Source organism: Pseudarthrobacter sp. DSP2-3-2b1 (assembly GCF_049895945.1).
GTDB lineage: Bacteria > Actinomycetota > Actinomycetes > Actinomycetales > Micrococcaceae > Arthrobacter.
In genome coordinates this window covers 20060-34358 of record NZ_JAFCTI010000013.1, presented here as the reverse complement: position 1 = coordinate 34358, position 14299 = coordinate 20060, and the positions used below count along the sequence as shown (strand labels likewise).

16 protein-coding genes are annotated in these 14299 nt (G+C 66.1%); 4 read left to right on the top strand and 12 right to left on the bottom strand.

Going from position 1 to position 14299, the window contains the following annotated elements; genetic code table 11:
- Positions 1-71: 71 nt before the first annotated feature.
- A complete protein-coding gene (locus ACP7AX_RS15360; protein ID WP_131683792.1) occupies positions 72-1193 on the bottom strand; it encodes an LCP family protein in 1122 nt (373 codons plus the stop codon).
- Between the two features lie 516 nt (positions 1194-1709).
- The gene (locus ACP7AX_RS15355; RefSeq protein ID WP_131683790.1) at positions 1710-2174 is read right to left on the bottom strand and encodes a DUF4383 domain-containing protein; all 465 of its coding nucleotides are present in this window, start codon (positions 2172-2174) and stop codon (positions 1710-1712) included.
- A gap of 220 nt (positions 2175-2394) precedes the next feature.
- On the opposite strand from ACP7AX_RS15355, the gene ACP7AX_RS15350 reads away from it, so the two are divergent.
- Complete coding sequence (locus tag ACP7AX_RS15350; protein WP_131683789.1) at positions 2395-2817, top strand: Hsp20 family protein; 423 nt, start codon at positions 2395-2397, stop codon at positions 2815-2817.
- Between the two features lie 201 nt (positions 2818-3018).
- Entirely contained in the window at positions 3019-4029 is a 1011-nt protein-coding gene (locus ACP7AX_RS15345) for an alpha/beta fold hydrolase (RefSeq protein WP_131683788.1), read from the top strand.
- Positions 4030-4062: 33 nt separating this feature from the next.
- On the opposite strand, the gene ACP7AX_RS15340 is transcribed toward ACP7AX_RS15345, so the two are convergent.
- Positions 4063-5361 (bottom strand): Y-family DNA polymerase, encoded by a 1299-nt coding sequence (locus ACP7AX_RS15340; protein ID WP_426227558.1) that lies wholly within the window; start codon positions 5359-5361, stop codon positions 4063-4065.
- A gap of 83 nt (positions 5362-5444) precedes the next feature.
- Here ACP7AX_RS15340 and ACP7AX_RS15335 point away from each other — a divergent pair, with 83 nt between their 5' ends.
- The gene (locus ACP7AX_RS15335; RefSeq protein WP_426227556.1) at positions 5445-5999 is read left to right on the top strand and encodes a GNAT family N-acetyltransferase; all 555 of its coding nucleotides are present in this window, start codon (positions 5445-5447) and stop codon (positions 5997-5999) included.
- On the opposite strand, the gene ACP7AX_RS15330 is transcribed toward ACP7AX_RS15335, so the two are convergent.
- Positions 5974-6405 carry a LexA family protein gene (locus ACP7AX_RS15330; RefSeq protein ID WP_426227554.1) on the bottom strand — a complete coding sequence of 144 codons (432 nt, stop codon included), beginning with the start codon at positions 6403-6405 and terminating at the stop codon, positions 5974-5976. The genes ACP7AX_RS15335 and ACP7AX_RS15330 overlap by 26 nt on opposite strands.
- 218 nt (positions 6406-6623) lie before the next feature.
- On the opposite strand from ACP7AX_RS15330, the gene ACP7AX_RS15325 reads away from it, so the two are divergent.
- Positions 6624-7895 carry a glycoside hydrolase family 26 protein gene (locus ACP7AX_RS15325; RefSeq protein WP_426227552.1) on the top strand — a complete coding sequence of 424 codons (1272 nt, stop codon included), beginning with the start codon at positions 6624-6626 and terminating at the stop codon, positions 7893-7895.
- A 1-nt stretch (position 7896) separates the two neighbouring features.
- Here the strand turns inward: ACP7AX_RS15325 and ACP7AX_RS15320 are convergent, their stop codons facing one another.
- The 8 genes from ACP7AX_RS15320 to ACP7AX_RS15285 all read right to left on the bottom strand — a co-directional run bounded on the left by ACP7AX_RS15320 (position 7897) and on the right by ACP7AX_RS15285 (position 14278).
- Positions 7897-8409, bottom strand: coding sequence for a GNAT family N-acetyltransferase (locus ACP7AX_RS15320; protein WP_426227550.1), 513 nt, complete (start codon positions 8407-8409; stop codon positions 7897-7899).
- A gap of 36 nt (positions 8410-8445) precedes the next feature.
- Positions 8446-8859 carry an Hpt domain-containing protein gene (locus ACP7AX_RS15315; RefSeq protein WP_131683785.1) on the bottom strand — a complete coding sequence of 138 codons (414 nt, stop codon included), beginning with the start codon at positions 8857-8859 and terminating at the stop codon, positions 8446-8448.
- 29 nt (positions 8860-8888) lie between these two features.
- A complete protein-coding gene (locus tag ACP7AX_RS15310; RefSeq protein WP_426227547.1) occupies positions 8889-9710 on the bottom strand; it encodes a GAF and ANTAR domain-containing protein in 822 nt (273 codons plus the stop codon).
- 147 nt (positions 9711-9857) lie between these two features.
- Positions 9858-10835 carry an ADP-dependent NAD(P)H-hydrate dehydratase gene (locus ACP7AX_RS15305; RefSeq protein WP_426227707.1) on the bottom strand — a complete coding sequence of 326 codons (978 nt, stop codon included), beginning with the start codon at positions 10833-10835 and terminating at the stop codon, positions 9858-9860.
- Positions 10813-11589 (bottom strand): histidine phosphatase family protein, encoded by a 777-nt coding sequence (locus ACP7AX_RS15300; protein WP_426227545.1) that lies wholly within the window; start codon positions 11587-11589, stop codon positions 10813-10815. Before ACP7AX_RS15300 ends, ACP7AX_RS15305 begins: the two co-directional genes overlap by 23 nt.
- 122 nt (positions 11590-11711) lie before the next feature.
- Complete coding sequence (locus tag ACP7AX_RS15295) at positions 11712-12842, bottom strand: LCP family protein (RefSeq protein ID WP_426227543.1); 1131 nt, start codon at positions 12840-12842, stop codon at positions 11712-11714.
- 148 nt (positions 12843-12990) lie between these two features.
- Positions 12991-13632 carry a low molecular weight phosphatase family protein gene (locus ACP7AX_RS15290; RefSeq protein WP_426227541.1) on the bottom strand — a complete coding sequence of 214 codons (642 nt, stop codon included), beginning with the start codon at positions 13630-13632 and terminating at the stop codon, positions 12991-12993.
- Positions 13633-13804: 172 nt separating this feature from the next.
- Complete coding sequence (locus ACP7AX_RS15285) at positions 13805-14278, bottom strand: GNAT family N-acetyltransferase (RefSeq protein WP_426227539.1); 474 nt, start codon at positions 14276-14278, stop codon at positions 13805-13807.
- Between the last annotated feature and the right edge of the window lie 21 nt (positions 14279-14299).

The window sequence follows — 14299 nt, the reverse complement described above, 5'->3', positions numbered from 1 at the left end:
CTCTTGCACTCCCTGCCGCTTTTCCGGTGACGCTCTTGCACTCCCTGCGTCCAAGTGGACGACGGCGGCGCTCAGTTTCCGCCCGCCAGGCCGTTGGCGGCCACATAGTCAGCCATTGTCCCGTTGGCCATTGCGGCCGAGAGTGCCCCGATTGCGGCCGGATCGGGCAGCACGATCGACTGGCCGTCGGCGGAGGTCCCGGTGCCGCCGGTGGGGAGCGTGAACATGACCATGTCCTTGGGCCGGACGTCCTTGAGTTCCAGGGCAAGCGCTGCCAGGGTGACGGAATCCAGCCCGCTGTCCACGCTGATGAACGGGGCCATGGAGCTGATCACGCCGTGGACCTTGACGGGGTTGAGGAGTGTCTCGGCGCTGAGGTTTTTGGCCAGCAGGGCCCGCACGAAGGCCTGCTGGTTCCGCACCCGCTGGTAGTCGCCGTCGGCGAAGGCGTAGCGCTCGCGGACGAATTCCAGGGCGTGCTCGCCGTCCAGGGTGTTTGGCCCTGCGGAGAAGGCGGTCTGCTTGTGGGCGGACACAAACGGCGCCGGGATGTTGACCTGCACACCGCCCAGGGCGTCGGTCATGCCCACGAACCCTTCAAAATCGATCATGGCCACGTGATCGATGCGCTGGCCGAAAATGGACTCCACAGACTGCACCATCAGGGGGATGCCGCCGAACGCCAGGGCCGCGTTGATCTTTGCCTTACCGTGCTCCGGGATCCCCACCCACAGGTCGCGCATGAGGGAGATGGAGTAGATCTTGCTGCGGTCAGCCGGAAGGTGGACAAGCATCAGGGTGTCTGCGCGCTGGTTGGAGCCTGTGCCCGCGGTGGCCTCTTCGGTGGTGGCGCCGCGGCTGTCACTGCCCATCACCAGGAAGTTCAGGGACCGGCCGGCACCCGCTGTTGAACCCGCCGCAACCGGCCCCGCGCCGGCAGACCCAGCACCCCTTCCCAGGGGGCCGGTGGCCGCCGCCGGCTGCGGGCGGGTGGCTTCGTCCGGGAAGGCATTCGCGATCTTAGTGGTTTCGGAATCGATGATCCGGCCCAGGTTAAGGAGGTAGGCGCCGGCCAATGCGGGGATGATCAGCCCCAGGGCCAGAAGCATCAGCATTAAGGACCGGAACGGACGACGCCGGCGCGCACGTTTGGGCGGATAACGCTCGCTCGGAAGTGCCGACAGAATGCCCATTCCCGGAAATTATCAGCGGCGCACGGGCCCTGTACCGGGGGAATCCGCAGAAAAACCGCAGACTAAACCGCAGTTCGCCAGCGGCCCCGCGCTCACCCTCCTAGAGCAAGAAAGGCGGCAGGCGTATCCTGATCACGCTAAGGCGCATCCGCCCAGCGTGAGAGGGGAAGTTCAATGACCATCCCGCCAGTGCACGAACCCGAGCCATTCCCGCCGGAACCAGGCCCCGACCCGTTTTCGCCGGACCCAACCCAGCCCGGCCACCCGGGCCCGGCAAGGCCAAGCCCCATCCCGACGCCGGAACCCCCAGGCCCGCTGCCCGTCCCGGATCCGGGGCCCGCACCACTTCATCCGGATCCGACGCGCAGCTGACCCGGCCATGTCGCTGACTACCGGCAGCTGATACGGCGCCTTACCAACCCGGTGCGGAGCCGGCGCGGAGTCCGACTCCGCGCCGGCTGTCAGTATCCGGTTATCAGTGTCCAGGCTGTCAGCGCTCAGCCCTTCAGCCGGCTTTTAGCGCCCGGCCCCTGCGGCGTTGGGCCGCGCGGTGGTCTCCCGGGACAGCAGGATCGCGAGTCCGATCATCAGCAGGCCCAGGACCAGATGCAACCAGTTGTCAGCGTTGTTGACGGGGACAAAGTTGGCCGGGGTGTCGTGCCCGATCAGCAGGCCGTACAGCCAAAGGACCAGGTAGATCGCGCCGCCATACAGCAGGTACGCCCGGGATTGCGCGTGCGTGCGTGCCAGCAGGATGCCTGCCACGCCGAAGAGCAGGTGGACGATGTTGTGCAGGATGGACACCTGGAAGATGCCCAGGAGGAGGGCACCTGAACCGTGTCCGGCGAAAGCCATGCTTTCGTAGTTAGTGGTCACGCCCGGGATGAATCCCAGGATGCCCACCAGCAGAAAGACGGCTCCTACCACCTGGGCCGCGCGCTGGAGGGTGGTCTTGTGTTCGGTGGTTCGCACATTTGCCATGGTGCTTGCTCCTGTTCCGGTGAATTGGTCCCAGCACAAACAATTATGCTAAGCATGCTTAGCGTATGGAAGACCTACGGGTACAGAACGGGTGCGGAATACAAAAATGTCTTTCAGGGCGTCTTGCAACAACCTGCCGCCAGTGCTATAAAAAATCTACATCAGCCAATACAGATCGGCTGGTGGATGTGTTGGACCGTCTCTTACTAGGAGGGAAGCCATGTTGATGCGAACCGATCCGTTCCGTGAGCTGGACAGGCTGGCCCAGCAGGTGCTCGGTACGGCAGCGCGTCCGGCAGCGATGCCTTTGGATGCGTGGCAGGAGGACCAGGAATTTGTGGTGGCCTTTGATCTGCCCGGTGTGAAGCTGGATTCATTGAATCTGGACGTGGAACGGAATGTCCTGACCGTGCGGGCCGAGCGCCCTGAGCCGGTGGGCGGGAACACCGAGCTGATTGCCTCCGAGCGGCCGCGCGGCGTGTTCAGCCGCCAGTTGATGCTCGGGGACACCCTGGACACGGACAACGTCAAGGCAACGTACGACGCCGGTGTCCTGACAGTGCGGATTCCTGTCGCCGAGAAGGCCAAACCGCGTAAAATTGAGATCGAGGCGAAGGGCGCAAAGCAGCAGATTGCCGCGTAGTCCAGCTTCAGACAACACAGGACCGGGAAGTACAGACGCTATCGTTGACTGCCTTTTGGGGCGATTAGCCATTGCGTGCACGCCACAGCGCTAAAGAGCGCACCGGCAGCAAGCGCTGCACCTCCCGTTACGGTGGCCCCCGGCATCGCCGGGGGCCATCCCACAAGGGTGCTGGGGTCCACCACTTGGAAAGGCCCCATCATGCGCCTACTTGCTCGAAGGACGTCCAAGGCAACCGAAGCTCCGGATTCAGGGGCCCGGAAAAAGCGCAGGCGCCCGTTGCGTGCCGCGGGCATCGTGGGGCTTGTCATCCTGGGGCTGGTCCTCGCCTCCACAGTGATCAACCTGATCCTGGAGCCGGCGGAGAAATCGAGCATCAAACCCTACGGGGAGCGCGTGGCAGTGAGCGGCGGCGCCCTGAACGTCTACCGGACTGGGAACGGGGGCCAGCCGATTGTCCTGCTCAGCGGCCTGGGAACCCCTGCCCCGGGCCTCGACTTCGCTCCGCTGGTCCGCGAACTGGGCGGCTTCGACGCCATGGTGGTGGAGGGATTCGGCTACGGCTACAGCGACATGGAAGCGGGTCCGCGGACGAATGAGAACATCAGCACCGAACTTCATGAAGCACTGACCAAACTCCAGGTCAGGCAGCCCTACGTCCTCGCAGGGCATTCCATCGCCAGCTTCTACATGCTCGACTACGCCAACAGGTATCCGGCCGAGGTGTCTGCAGTGATCCACCTCGACGCCTCAATACCGAAGCCCGGGAGCGGCCCGGTACCGGAACCGGAGGGAGGCTTCAACTGGGAACGGGCTCTCTCGGTCACCGGCCTGGTCCGCACCGTTGCGTGGCTGGCCCCTGACGTGGTCAACCCGGACAGCGACGCGTATACCGAGGACGAGCTGCAACGCATGCGCCTGATGGGAAGCTGGAACTACGGGAACCCCGCCGTCGCGGACGAGACTGCCCGGATCGCCAACAACGCGGCAGCGCTCAGGGGAGTCACCTACCCGGATGACTTGCCCGTGCTGGCGTTCCTTGCCGACGACAAGTCCGGCTCGCTGGAGACCAAGACTGCGTCTACAGAAAACCTCTTGAAGAACGTCAAACGCCACGAAATCCTCACCCTGGAAGGCGGGCACTACCTGCACTGGACCCAGGCCAAACCGATGGCCGACGCCATCCGGGCTTTCCTGTCCCGGACGGCGTAGCCGGGCCGGGTGGCCCTCTCTGTTGGTGCCCACCTAGGCCGCCTTAACGAGGGGCAGTTCGTCCCAGTGGGTGGTGTAGCGGGGCGAGAGCATGTCCCGCTTCATCGTCCAGTCCGGCCCGCCCCGGATGCCGGCGTGGCCCAGGCCGATGGAGCCGCGGCCGTACCGGCGGGCTACGTCCTCCAGGAGCGATCCGATGCGGCGTTCCTCATGCGGGTTCTCGAACATTGACAGGGGCGCTTGGTTGCCGGTGGGCCGCAGATCAGTGACCATGATGCCGGCCCTGGCATACTTGACGCCTTCATGGATGAGTGGCAGCAGCGCGTGCGAAGCCTTGGTCAGGATCACCGGGTCCGCCGTGGGCATCGGCAGCGGGATGCACACCGAGGGGTAGGCGGTGTCCTTGGGGTTGAAGTGTGAGGTGCCGGCGAATGCGGTGAGGACTTTGGCCTGCAGCCCGTGTTTTGCCAGCCGCGCCGAGGCCTGCTGCCCGTACACGCTCATGACCTGCCGGATCCCGGATGCCGTGGTGATGGGGGTGGCGAACGAGCGGGAAAAGATCAGCTGGTCGCGCCCGATCCGCACCTCCTCCATGGGGATGCATGGCGTTCCCTGCAGTTCCAGGACGGTGCGCATCATGACCACGGAGAACCTGTCCCGGATCATGACAGGATCGGCGCGGCAAAGGTCCAGAATCGAAAAAATGCCCAGAACGTTCAGCCGTTTGGTCAGTCGGGTGGCCACGCCCCAGATCTCCACCACGGACAGGCGCCCCATCAGGCCTTCCCGTTCGACGGCGGGCACCGAGTCCCAGTGGCAGACCCCGCCGAAGGCAGGATTGTTCTTCGCCCACTGGTTGGCCAGCTTCGCGAGGGTTTTCGTCGTCGCGATCCCCACGCAGACCGGCACGCCTACATTCCGGCGGACAGCGGTTTTCATGGCCCTGCCGAGGGTCAGTAGTTCAGCCGGTGTGCCTTTGACGCCGAGGAAGGCCTCGTCGATGCTGTAGACCTCCAGCCACGCGGAGTAGCGGCCCAGCAGTTCCATCACCCGGGCGCTGATGTCCCCATAGAGCTCGTAGTTGCTGGACAGGGCAACCAGCCCCCACTCCTTGGCCCTCGGGGCGAGTTTGAACCAGGGCTCACCCACGCCGATGCCGAGCGCTTTTGCCTCGGGGGAACGCGTGACCGCACAGCCATCGTTGTTGGACAGCACCACCACGGGTTTGCCTTCCAGCGACGGATCGAAGGCGCGCTCGGCGGAGGCGTAGAAGCAGTTCACGTCCACATGGGCGATCTGCGGCATCTGCCGCATCGCGGCCGGCTTGCTCATGGCCCCGGCCTGTGTTTAAGGGCTTGTTGCGGCACGAAAACTGGCGGCCGGACAGGGCTGCTGCTCTCGGTAGAGTTTCGGCTATGGATAACCCGGTGAAGGTCCGCCGCGCCCGCGTCGAGGATGCCGCCGAGATGGCGCGAGTGATTGTGTTGTCGTGGCGCGAGACGTACCGCGGTGTGATGGCGGACAGTGTGCTGGATGATCCTGAGCTGCCCGCCGTCCGGGAACGGTTCTGGACCGCCGCGCTCAGCGATGAGCGCTACCGCGCCAACCGGGTGGCGGTGGCCGAGCGTGACGGAGTCATGATCGGGGTCGCGATGGCCGGGCCCCCGCAAACCCCGGGCTCGCCGTGGGCCACGCACCTGTATGTGCTGTACGTCGTTGCTGCTGCGCACGGGACCGGCGCCGGCGCGGCCCTCCTGGATGCCGTCGTCGGGCCGGAGGATTCTGCGGCGCTCTGGGTAGCCGATCCGAATCCGAGGGCGCAGGCCTTCTACCGCAAGCACGGGTTCGTGGCTGACGGTACCGTGAATGTGGAGGACGGGGTGCGCGAGCTCCGCATGGTGCGGCTTTCCGCCGCGCCCGCGCCGGACCCTGCCGCCCAGCCGCCTAGACATGATGAAGGCACCGCGTAGCGACGCCCCAGATGACCAGGTCCGCCAGGGCCGGGACCCGGATGTCCGGGTAGGCGGGGTTCTCGGCCTGAAGCACGACGCCGGTGCCCGTAATCCGCAGCCGCTTCACCGTGAGCTCCCCGTCAAGGACCGCGACGACGACGCAACCGTCGCGCGGTTCGAGGGCGCGGTTGACGATCAGTTCGTCGCCGTCGCTGATGCCTGCACCCTCCATTGAGTCCCCGGAAACCCGCACCACGTACGTGCTGGTGATGTCCTTGATCAGGTGCTCATTCAGGTCGATCCGGCCGTCAAAGTAGTCCTGCGCCGGCGAGGGAAACCCCGCGGCGACGGGGACAGGGGAGATCAGCACTGACAACAACGACATGCCCGCATCTATCACACGGGGACCTACGGTTACGCCCACAACACACCTTTATTCGAATATATGTTCGATTCATTCAGTGTAGCGTCAGGGGCAGACAAACAGCAGATCCGGGCCGGAAATGGCTAGAAGGCAGATGCTCATCGAGCCGCCAGCGGCAAAAGACACTGGAAAGCCGGGCAGGTCTGGCGTATTCTGCGGAATGCCGAGCATTTCCGACAATGAGGTTGGGGAGCGGCGGCCAGATGGGGGTGGCGTGCATGTCAGGGACGGCTCCGGAACAAGGTAACGGCCCCGGCGGCCGGACGGGTTCCCCGAAGATCCGGCAGGGCTTGGTGATCATAGGCCTCGTGGCTGCCCTTGTTGGCGGGATCACGATCTTCAACAGCCTGTCCGCCAGGTCGGAGGCGCGGAACCAGCAAGGCCAGGCCGGGCAAAACGCGGCTATTGCACCAGTGTGTGAGGTACCCGCTCGGGCGGCGTTGGTGCCCGCAAGCGGTGCTTTGTTCGGCGTGAATCTGGACTGGCACGCCAAGTCACTGGGCAGTTACGCCTACGAACTGGGGCATAAACCTGCTGTGAACGTAACTTCCGCCGCTTTCCCCTACAACGCGGACGGGAAGACCGAACTCCAGCGGGTTGTGGTGCAGATCCGCGCCCACTCGCAGATTATGCTGCTGACCTTGGAGCCCTCGGGCGGCCTCGTCGATGTCACCCCGGAATCCGCGGCTGCCCTGGCAGCGGATCTTGCAGAGTTCAATAACGACGGCGTCCCTGTCCTCGTGCGGTTCGCGCCGGAAATGAACGGCTCCTGGAATCTGTGGTCCCAGCAGCCCGGACAGTATGTCCAGGCTTTCCGGACGCTCGCCGACGCCGTCCACAAGGGTGCACCGGGCTCGGCAATGATGTGGGCGCCGGGCTACGGCGCAGGGTATCCGTTCGCCGGGGGGCAGTACGAAGCCAAAGCCGGGACCCCCGAATTCGCCGCCCTGGATACCGACGCGGACGGGGCCCTGACCATGAACGACGATCCCTACGCCCCGTACTACCCGGGTGACGACGCCGTGGACTGGGTGGGCATGTCCCTGTACCACTGGGGTGCCGTCTACCCCTGGGGTGAAAACGAGCTTCCTGAACCCACGAAGTTCGCGGATCAGCTCACCGGCAACTACGCCGGAGACACCGGTGAGGAAACCCTGCTTCCGGACTTTTACCAGGTCTACGGCGTGGCGCACGGCAAGCCAGTCGCCATCCCCGAGACCGCCGCATTCTTTGTCCCGGGAGCCGGGGGAGCGGACGAGCTTGCCATCAAGCAGGCCTGGTGGGGCCAGGTCTTCGACCCCGCAACGGCCGCGCGGTTCCCGCAGCTGAAAATGCTCAACTGGTTCGAGTGGGAAAGGGAAGAGCCGGAGATCAAGGGCAAGGTGGACTGGGCCGTTGTCAGCACCCCCGCGATCCGCAGCGTCTTTAAGGCCGCCCTGCCGGACTGGCTCCGTTACGCTCCGGCCAGGTCCTGCGAACCGGCCAACTGATTCACTCGATCCAGTAGCGCCGTTTGCCCCTGCGTGTGTCCTCGTGGACCCCGCCGTTCTTTTCGATGGTGGCCCGGGAACCTGCGTTGTCCTCATCGCAGGTAAGCAGCACCCGGGAGATGCCCAACGTCTGGGCCACCGGCAGGGCTGCGGCCAGCGCGGCTGACGCGTGGCCACGACGCCGCGCCGAGGGCCTCACGCTGTAGCCGATGTGCCCGCCCTGCTCGAGGAGGAATTCGTTCAGCTTGTGCCTGATGGCCAGCGAGCCAAGGAACGTTCCACCCTCCACGATCCACAAATAGGTGCAGGGTACGTACCCCGGCTTCCGCGGGCTCGCCGGCAACGCGTCGGCCAGGAGCGCGTCGACGAAACGGCGGAACGAGCCGCCATCGTTGAGCTCCTCCAACGGCCAGTCCTCGGCGCCGGCGCCGTCCTGCCGCGCGCCGTCAAATTCTGCGGCTCCTTCCAGCCACGAAGAATGGAAGCGTGCGTCTGGAGCGATAAGGAGAGGCATCACAGAAGCGTATTAGAAGGTTCCGGGTTTCCCCGTTCACTTCCTGTCTTTTTTGGGATGCAGGTAATCCTGCAGGAGATATGTGGTCTGCCGCGCGCACTTCTTGATCGTGCCCAGGTGCTCTGTGGCCAGCCGGGGCAAAACTATGCCGGGTTCGTTCTCCCGGGCTTCATCACGGAGGGCCCGCTCGAGGTCCAAGGCCAGTCCTGCGAGGCGTTCCGCGCCGACCATCTGACTGGAAGTCTTGAGGCTCAGCGTGGCATCGAGTGCACCGGTCAGGTCACCGGTGGTCAGCGTCAGGCGCAGCCGTTCAGTCCGCTGAGGGAGGGCTGCGATGAAGTTCTGCACGAACACCTTCCAGACGCCTTCATCGTCGTCGAGCTCGGCACGCAGCCTGCTCAGCACTGACTGGTCGAGGAGGGGCGCGACGTTGCCGTCATGCTGCGTCATGGCCGTCCCTCCCCGTGACCCATTACCGCTCAACCCTTGAAATGGGTGGCGGGAGGTCCGCCTGGAAGGTCCTTGAGGATGGCGTCGGCCACTACCCTGGCCTTGACGTTCCGGTGGCTGGATGCCTTGGCAAGGATGTTGAAGGCGTCCTCATACGAGCACCGGTTCTGCCCCATGATGACGCCGCACGCGATGTCGATGGAGGTCCGGCCCTCCATGGCCGCGCGCAGGTGGCCAGCCGTGGAAAGGGCTGCCCTGACCTCTGCCGCCATCAGGAAACTCCTGCCGGCAAGGCTGCTGAAGGCCACCACATCCGCAAGGACTAAGGGAGTGAAGCGGTTGGTGTTGGCGGCCAGCAGCGTCAGCGCTGCGGAGCATCCCTGCCCCAGGGCCAGGGGAACGGAAACCACGGACCGGTAGCCGGCGTTCCTGAGCGGCAGCCAGTACGCGGGCCACCGCGGATCCCTGGAAAAGTCGTTGGCGATGATCGCCAGCCGGCCACGCATCGCCTGGGACACGGGGCCATCACCGTGGCTTTGATCCCACCTGGCGAGGCTTGCTGCAGCGTTGGTGGTACCAGACGTCAGTGGTGTCCGTCCCGGCCGGACCAGCGACACTGCGCAATCGAGGGCACGGCCTGCACCCCGGGCCAATTCTGCAACTGCTGCGGAGGCAAGGAGGCGGAGCGATTCGCGCTCGCTGTCGGCACGGAAGTCCAGCAGGAACTCCGAGCGGCCCCGGGCGGCGTTGCTCCAATGCACACTAACGCCCCGGCGTGGCAGCACATCAACGGATTGTCCGCCGGCGCCGGTCTGCTGGCGCGGTTGGCCCGCGTGTAGTTCCAAGCTCATTGACCCGCCCCCCGAAAAGCCGTTGCGGACTGAGTACCGCAGTACTCAATGACGCTACGTGGCAGGGGCGACGGCATGCATGAGTAGTGAGTACTCTAATTTCAACTCGCCAGCACTCGGCACACCACAAGTAGACGTCGGAGTGGCTCAGGTACTTAGTTCCAGCATCAGGGCAGGCAGTTGGTCGGCCAGTTCGCGGGCCAGAAACCCCATGGGGCCGAGCCTGCTCGCCAGCCGGTCGGCGGCCGCGGCATGGAGGTGGCTGCCCCAGCACGCGGCCTGCGCATTGGTGGTGCCGCGGGCTCGGAGCCCTGCGATCGCACCGGCCAGCACGTCGCCACTGCCGGAGGTCCCCAGCCCGCCATAGCCCGTGGTGATCTCCCAGAGGGAGGCGTCTTCCGGCGCCCCGCTGCCAGACGCGCTGCCCGGCCCGCTGCGCGGCGCCCCCGAGCCCGGCGCCCCCGAGCCCGGCGGCCTCGCGACCAGCCCCTGGCAGCTCACCACGGCGTCATAGCGGCGGGCGACCTCGACGACGTCGGCCGTGAGGTCATCAACGTCCCGCCCGAGCAGCACCCCCGTTTCCGTGGGGTTGGGGGTGAGGACCAGCCGGCCCCGCCACGGGTCCAGCCGGTCCTCGAGCCTGGGCAGGCAGCCCAGGGCGAAGGCGTCGAGGATGATCGCGGCATCGCCAGAGACCGGGACGGAGACCGGCGCGGACCCGTTTCCCAGCAGGGCTGCCAGCAGTTCCTCGGTGAGGTCGATGTCGTCCAGGCCCGGCCCGATCAGCAGGGCATCGCAGTTCTCAAGGTCATCAGCAAGCCGGTCCAGGCCGTCAGGCCGCAACGAGCCCTGGGCATTTTCCGGGAGCCCCTTCACCCCAGCTTCGGGCAGGGCCACGGCCAGCTGCACGGCCACCGATTCCGGCACAGCAAGGACCAGCTTTCCTGCCCCGGCGCGGAGGGCTGCGGTGCCGGCAAGCAGGGCGGCGCCGGGGGTGGACCGGGCGCCGCCGATCACCAGGACGGACCCGCGGGAGTACTTGTCCTCCCCAGGTGCAGGCAGCGGCCAACCGCGCAGCAGGGACGGGGTGACCGGGGTGGCGTCACTGCGGATGGACACTGGCATCCCCGGCATGCTCCGTAACCTCCACACCATGCTCCCTCAAATGGTCCGCCACGTTGAAGCTGTCCAGTTTCCACGGGCCCGCGCCGTCGGGGCGCACGTACCTGGTGATGGAGGCGTTCAGGATGGTGGTGCCCGCGGCGAGGTCCAGCAGCTCCTTTTCGCTCATCCCTTCCAGCACGTACCGGCACAGCAGGATCAGCGCGTCGTGGCAGACCAGCATCACGCGGTGGCCACTGTCCAGGCTGTTCAGTTCGTTGAGCACCGAACGCAGCCGGAGCACCACGTCCGCCCACGATTCGCCGCCCGGCGGCCGGTAATAGAACTTACCCAGCCACCGCCGTCGTTCGGCTTCTTCGGGCAGTCTCTGCTCCACGCCGTGCCGGGTGAGCATGTCCAGAATGCCGAGTTCACGGTCCCGCAGCCGCTCATCCGTCCGCACGGTGACCGGCCAGCGCGCGGTTTCCACGGCTATCTCCGCCGTCTGGCGGGCGCGGACATACGGGGACGACACCACGGCGTCGGGCCTTAACTCTTCGGCGATCGCAGCCAACGCCTTGCCCAGCGCCAGAGCCTGGTCCTGCCCGGTGTGGGACAGCGTGACGTCGGCGTCCCGGGCGGGCACCGGAATCACCTCGACGCCCGCCAGCGACGCCTCGGTAGCCGCCACATTTCCCTGGCTTTCGCCGTGGCGGATCAGGATGAGTTCCACCGCCCCGGGCTCCCGGACCGCCTGGGTCATCCCATCGTTTTCCATGCGCGTTTACCCCTTTGTCCACGTTCCGTGTCCAGTTGCGGGCGCGGAAGCATTACTTAGTGGGTTACCCACCTGCACCGGCAAAATAACGGACGACGGCGGCACCTCACGCGGGAGCGCCGTTACGGCACGGCGTACTGGCCGATCGTGCCGTCCCGCAGGGCGGCGCCCACAGCGTTGACGCCGCCGTAATCCGGGAACAGGACGGACTGGCCGGCTACGAAGCCCGGCCCGGCGGTGGGCAGGGTCATGGTGCCGATGGCGTTCACGTCGAGGTTCCGCAGGCTGTACGCGAGGATGGCCACCTGGACGGGATCGAAACCCCGGTTGACCGTGAGGCAGCAGGCGGCGAAGCCTGCGAGCGAACGGACCGCGTTGACATCGTTCAGCGCCCCGCCGGCGGTCAGTTTGGCCAGGATGGCCCGGAGCAGGATCCGCTGGTTCTGCACCCGCTGGTAGTCGCCGTCCACGAAGGCGTAGCGCTCGCGGCTGAACTCCAGCGCAGCCTGGCCGTCCAGGTGGTTCACGCCGGCGGAAAAGACGTGCCCGGTATCGTGCGTGGACTGGAACGGGAAGGGCACGTTCACATCGATTCCGCCCAGCCCGTCCGTGAGGGCCTTGAGACCGTTGAAGTCCAGCATCAGCGTGTGGTCAAGGCGGATGCCCAGCAGCGATTCCACGGTCCGTGCCGTCATGTCGATGCCGCCGATCTGCAGGGCAGTGTTGACCTTTGCGCCGCCGTACCCGGGGATTTCCACCCACGTGTCACGCATGATCGAGACGACGTAAAGGGTTCGGCGGTCAGCAGGGACGTGAACCACCATCAGCACATCCGCGCGCTGGTCCTGCGGCTCGCCGGTGGCTGCGGTGTGGGCTTCCATATCGCGGGCGCTGGCCCTGCTGTCGCTGCCGATCACCAGTATGTTCATCGCCGCCGCCGGGAGTTCGGGGATTGGTTCAGGCGGCGGCGGAGCCGCGGGGGCCGGCGGGGGCGGCGGCTCCGACGGCGTTGGCGTGGCGGACGGGGTTTCAGTGACAGCAGGAACGGGGGCCGCAACCTCCGGCGCCGGACGGGTGAAGATCAGGGTGGATACGGCCACCACGGCCACGAGTGCCAGCGTCAGCACCAGGGCGAGGATCTGCCGGCGTTTCAGCCCCAGTATCAGCCCGGCTTTTGGCCCGCCAGGTACCGCTGGATCGGGACCAGACCGTCCTGGACCGATGGGATCATGACCGCCCGGGGTGCTCACCATGACTTAGTGTCCGCCCACGGGGCTGGTTCTGGCTACATCACGGACTGTGTCGTTTCCGCAACGTTTCCGCAAGAAAGTACGACGGCGGCCGCGCGGGTTTGGTAGGACGGTCCGGCGGGAGATTCACGGAGGGAGAGTGAGGCTGGGTTCAGGCGGGGAGGTTCACGCGGGCATGGCGCAGGACGGACACGATTGCGGGTGCCAGTTCGTCCTCCATCTGGCGGTAAATGTCCGGGCTGCGCCGGTAGGGGTCAATGATGTCGTTCTCCGCGGAATCGGCCGGGAGTGAGAGATGCCGGACGGCGGCGGCTCGGGCAGGCAACCCGCGCCAGAAGGCGGTGTTGGCACTGAGGGGACTGCCGCCGTCGTCCGCTTCAGGGTGCTGCGCGGCACTGTCCGTACGGCCGTCCAGGACGTCGAGCATGCGGGCGAACTCGCGGATGGTGAAGGTGCGTTTGAGCAGGGAGGCGTCCAGCTGGAGGACCTCCCCGCGGTGGCCGGAGGTCATGGTGAGCACCAGGTCCACGCCGCGCAGAATCTTGCTGGTGAGCTGCCGTGAGATAAAGCCGTCCGGGTTCCCGCCGTACGTGCGGACGATGTCGCCGGAGAGGGGCTGCATGGGATCGCCCACCATGGCCCGGGTTCCGGCGCTGGTCACCACGAAGCCGCCGGGCATCACCTGGTCCAGGCCCGCCTGGAGCAGCCGCTCGGCCACAGGGGAGCGGCAGATGTTGCCGGTGCAGACGGTCAGGATCCTTACTGGTGCGGGGGCAGTTGCGGGGGATGCCACGGAGCTTCTCTTTCCAGCCGGGACGCCGGACCGGTGCGGCCAGACGTATCTTTCAACTTAACACGCCCGCGCCCCTCCCTCCCCCCACCTCGACGCTCTCTCACTCGATGTGGGGTTTTGGCGACGCTCTCTCACTCGATGTCGGTTTTCCCCGGACGCTCTCTCACCCCTCTTACAGGCGGAGCTCCATGAACACGCTGTTCGGATCCAGCACGTAGTCGGCGAAGGGCGGGCACTCGGCGAATCCGTTCCGGGCGTAAAGCCTCCGCGCCGGAGCGAAATAGTCTTCCGTCCCGGTCTCCAGATAGATGTGCCCGTAGCCCGCGCGCCGGGCTTCCGCGAGGATGTGCGTGAGCATCAGGGTGGCGACCCCGCGGCCGCGCGCATTTTCCGCGGTGCGCATGGACTTGATCTCGCCGAGTTTGGCCGACCCTGCTTGGGTGCCGAGGAGTTTGAGCGCGCCGCAGCCCAGGAGCTCGCCGTCCTCCCGCGCTGTCCAGAACTTTATGGAGGGTCCGGACAGCGCCGAAGGGTCCAGCGCATGCACGCTTTCGGCCGGCGAGGTGGCGAACATTTCTGCCAAGTGTTGGCTCAGGAGTTGGTGGACGTCGTCGCGGGCAGGGTCATCCCGATCGATGGTTATCACGCCAAGAAATTTACCGGACCG

Excerpts from the sequence above, each read along its gene's own strand:
- ACP7AX_RS15295 (WP_426227543.1), bottom strand. The coding sequence starts at position 12,842 with ATGGTGAGCACCCCGGGCGGTCATGATCCCATCGGTCCAGGACGGTCT.
- ACP7AX_RS15300 (WP_426227545.1), bottom strand. The coding sequence starts at position 11,589 with ATGGAAAACGATGGGATGACCCAGGCGGTCCGGGAGCCCGGGGCGGTG.
- ACP7AX_RS15350 (WP_131683789.1), top strand. The coding sequence starts at position 2,395 with ATGTTGATGCGAACCGATCCGTTCCGTGAGCTGGACAGGCTGGCCCAG.
- ACP7AX_RS15335 (WP_426227556.1), top strand. The coding sequence starts at position 5,445 with ATGGATAACCCGGTGAAGGTCCGCCGCGCCCGCGTCGAGGATGCCGCC.
- ACP7AX_RS15305 (WP_426227707.1), bottom strand. The coding sequence starts at position 10,835 with ATGCCAGTGTCCATCCGCAGTGACGCCACCCCGGTCACCCCGTCCCTG.
- ACP7AX_RS15325 (WP_426227552.1), top strand. The coding sequence starts at position 6,624 with ATGTCAGGGACGGCTCCGGAACAAGGTAACGGCCCCGGCGGCCGGACG.
- ACP7AX_RS15320 (WP_426227550.1), bottom strand. The coding sequence starts at position 8,409 with ATGCCTCTCCTTATCGCTCCAGACGCACGCTTCCATTCTTCGTGGCTG.
- ACP7AX_RS15315 (WP_131683785.1), bottom strand. The coding sequence starts at position 8,859 with ATGACGCAGCATGACGGCAACGTCGCGCCCCTCCTCGACCAGTCAGTG.
- ACP7AX_RS15345 (WP_131683788.1), top strand. The coding sequence starts at position 3,019 with ATGCGCCTACTTGCTCGAAGGACGTCCAAGGCAACCGAAGCTCCGGAT.
- ACP7AX_RS15355 (WP_131683790.1), bottom strand. The coding sequence starts at position 2,174 with ATGGCAAATGTGCGAACCACCGAACACAAGACCACCCTCCAGCGCGCG.
- ACP7AX_RS15360 (WP_131683792.1), bottom strand. The coding sequence starts at position 1,193 with ATGGGCATTCTGTCGGCACTTCCGAGCGAGCGTTATCCGCCCAAACGT.
- ACP7AX_RS15340 (WP_426227558.1), bottom strand. The coding sequence starts at position 5,361 with ATGAGCAAGCCGGCCGCGATGCGGCAGATGCCGCAGATCGCCCATGTG.
- ACP7AX_RS15310 (WP_426227547.1), bottom strand. The coding sequence starts at position 9,710 with ATGAGCTTGGAACTACACGCGGGCCAACCGCGCCAGCAGACCGGCGCC.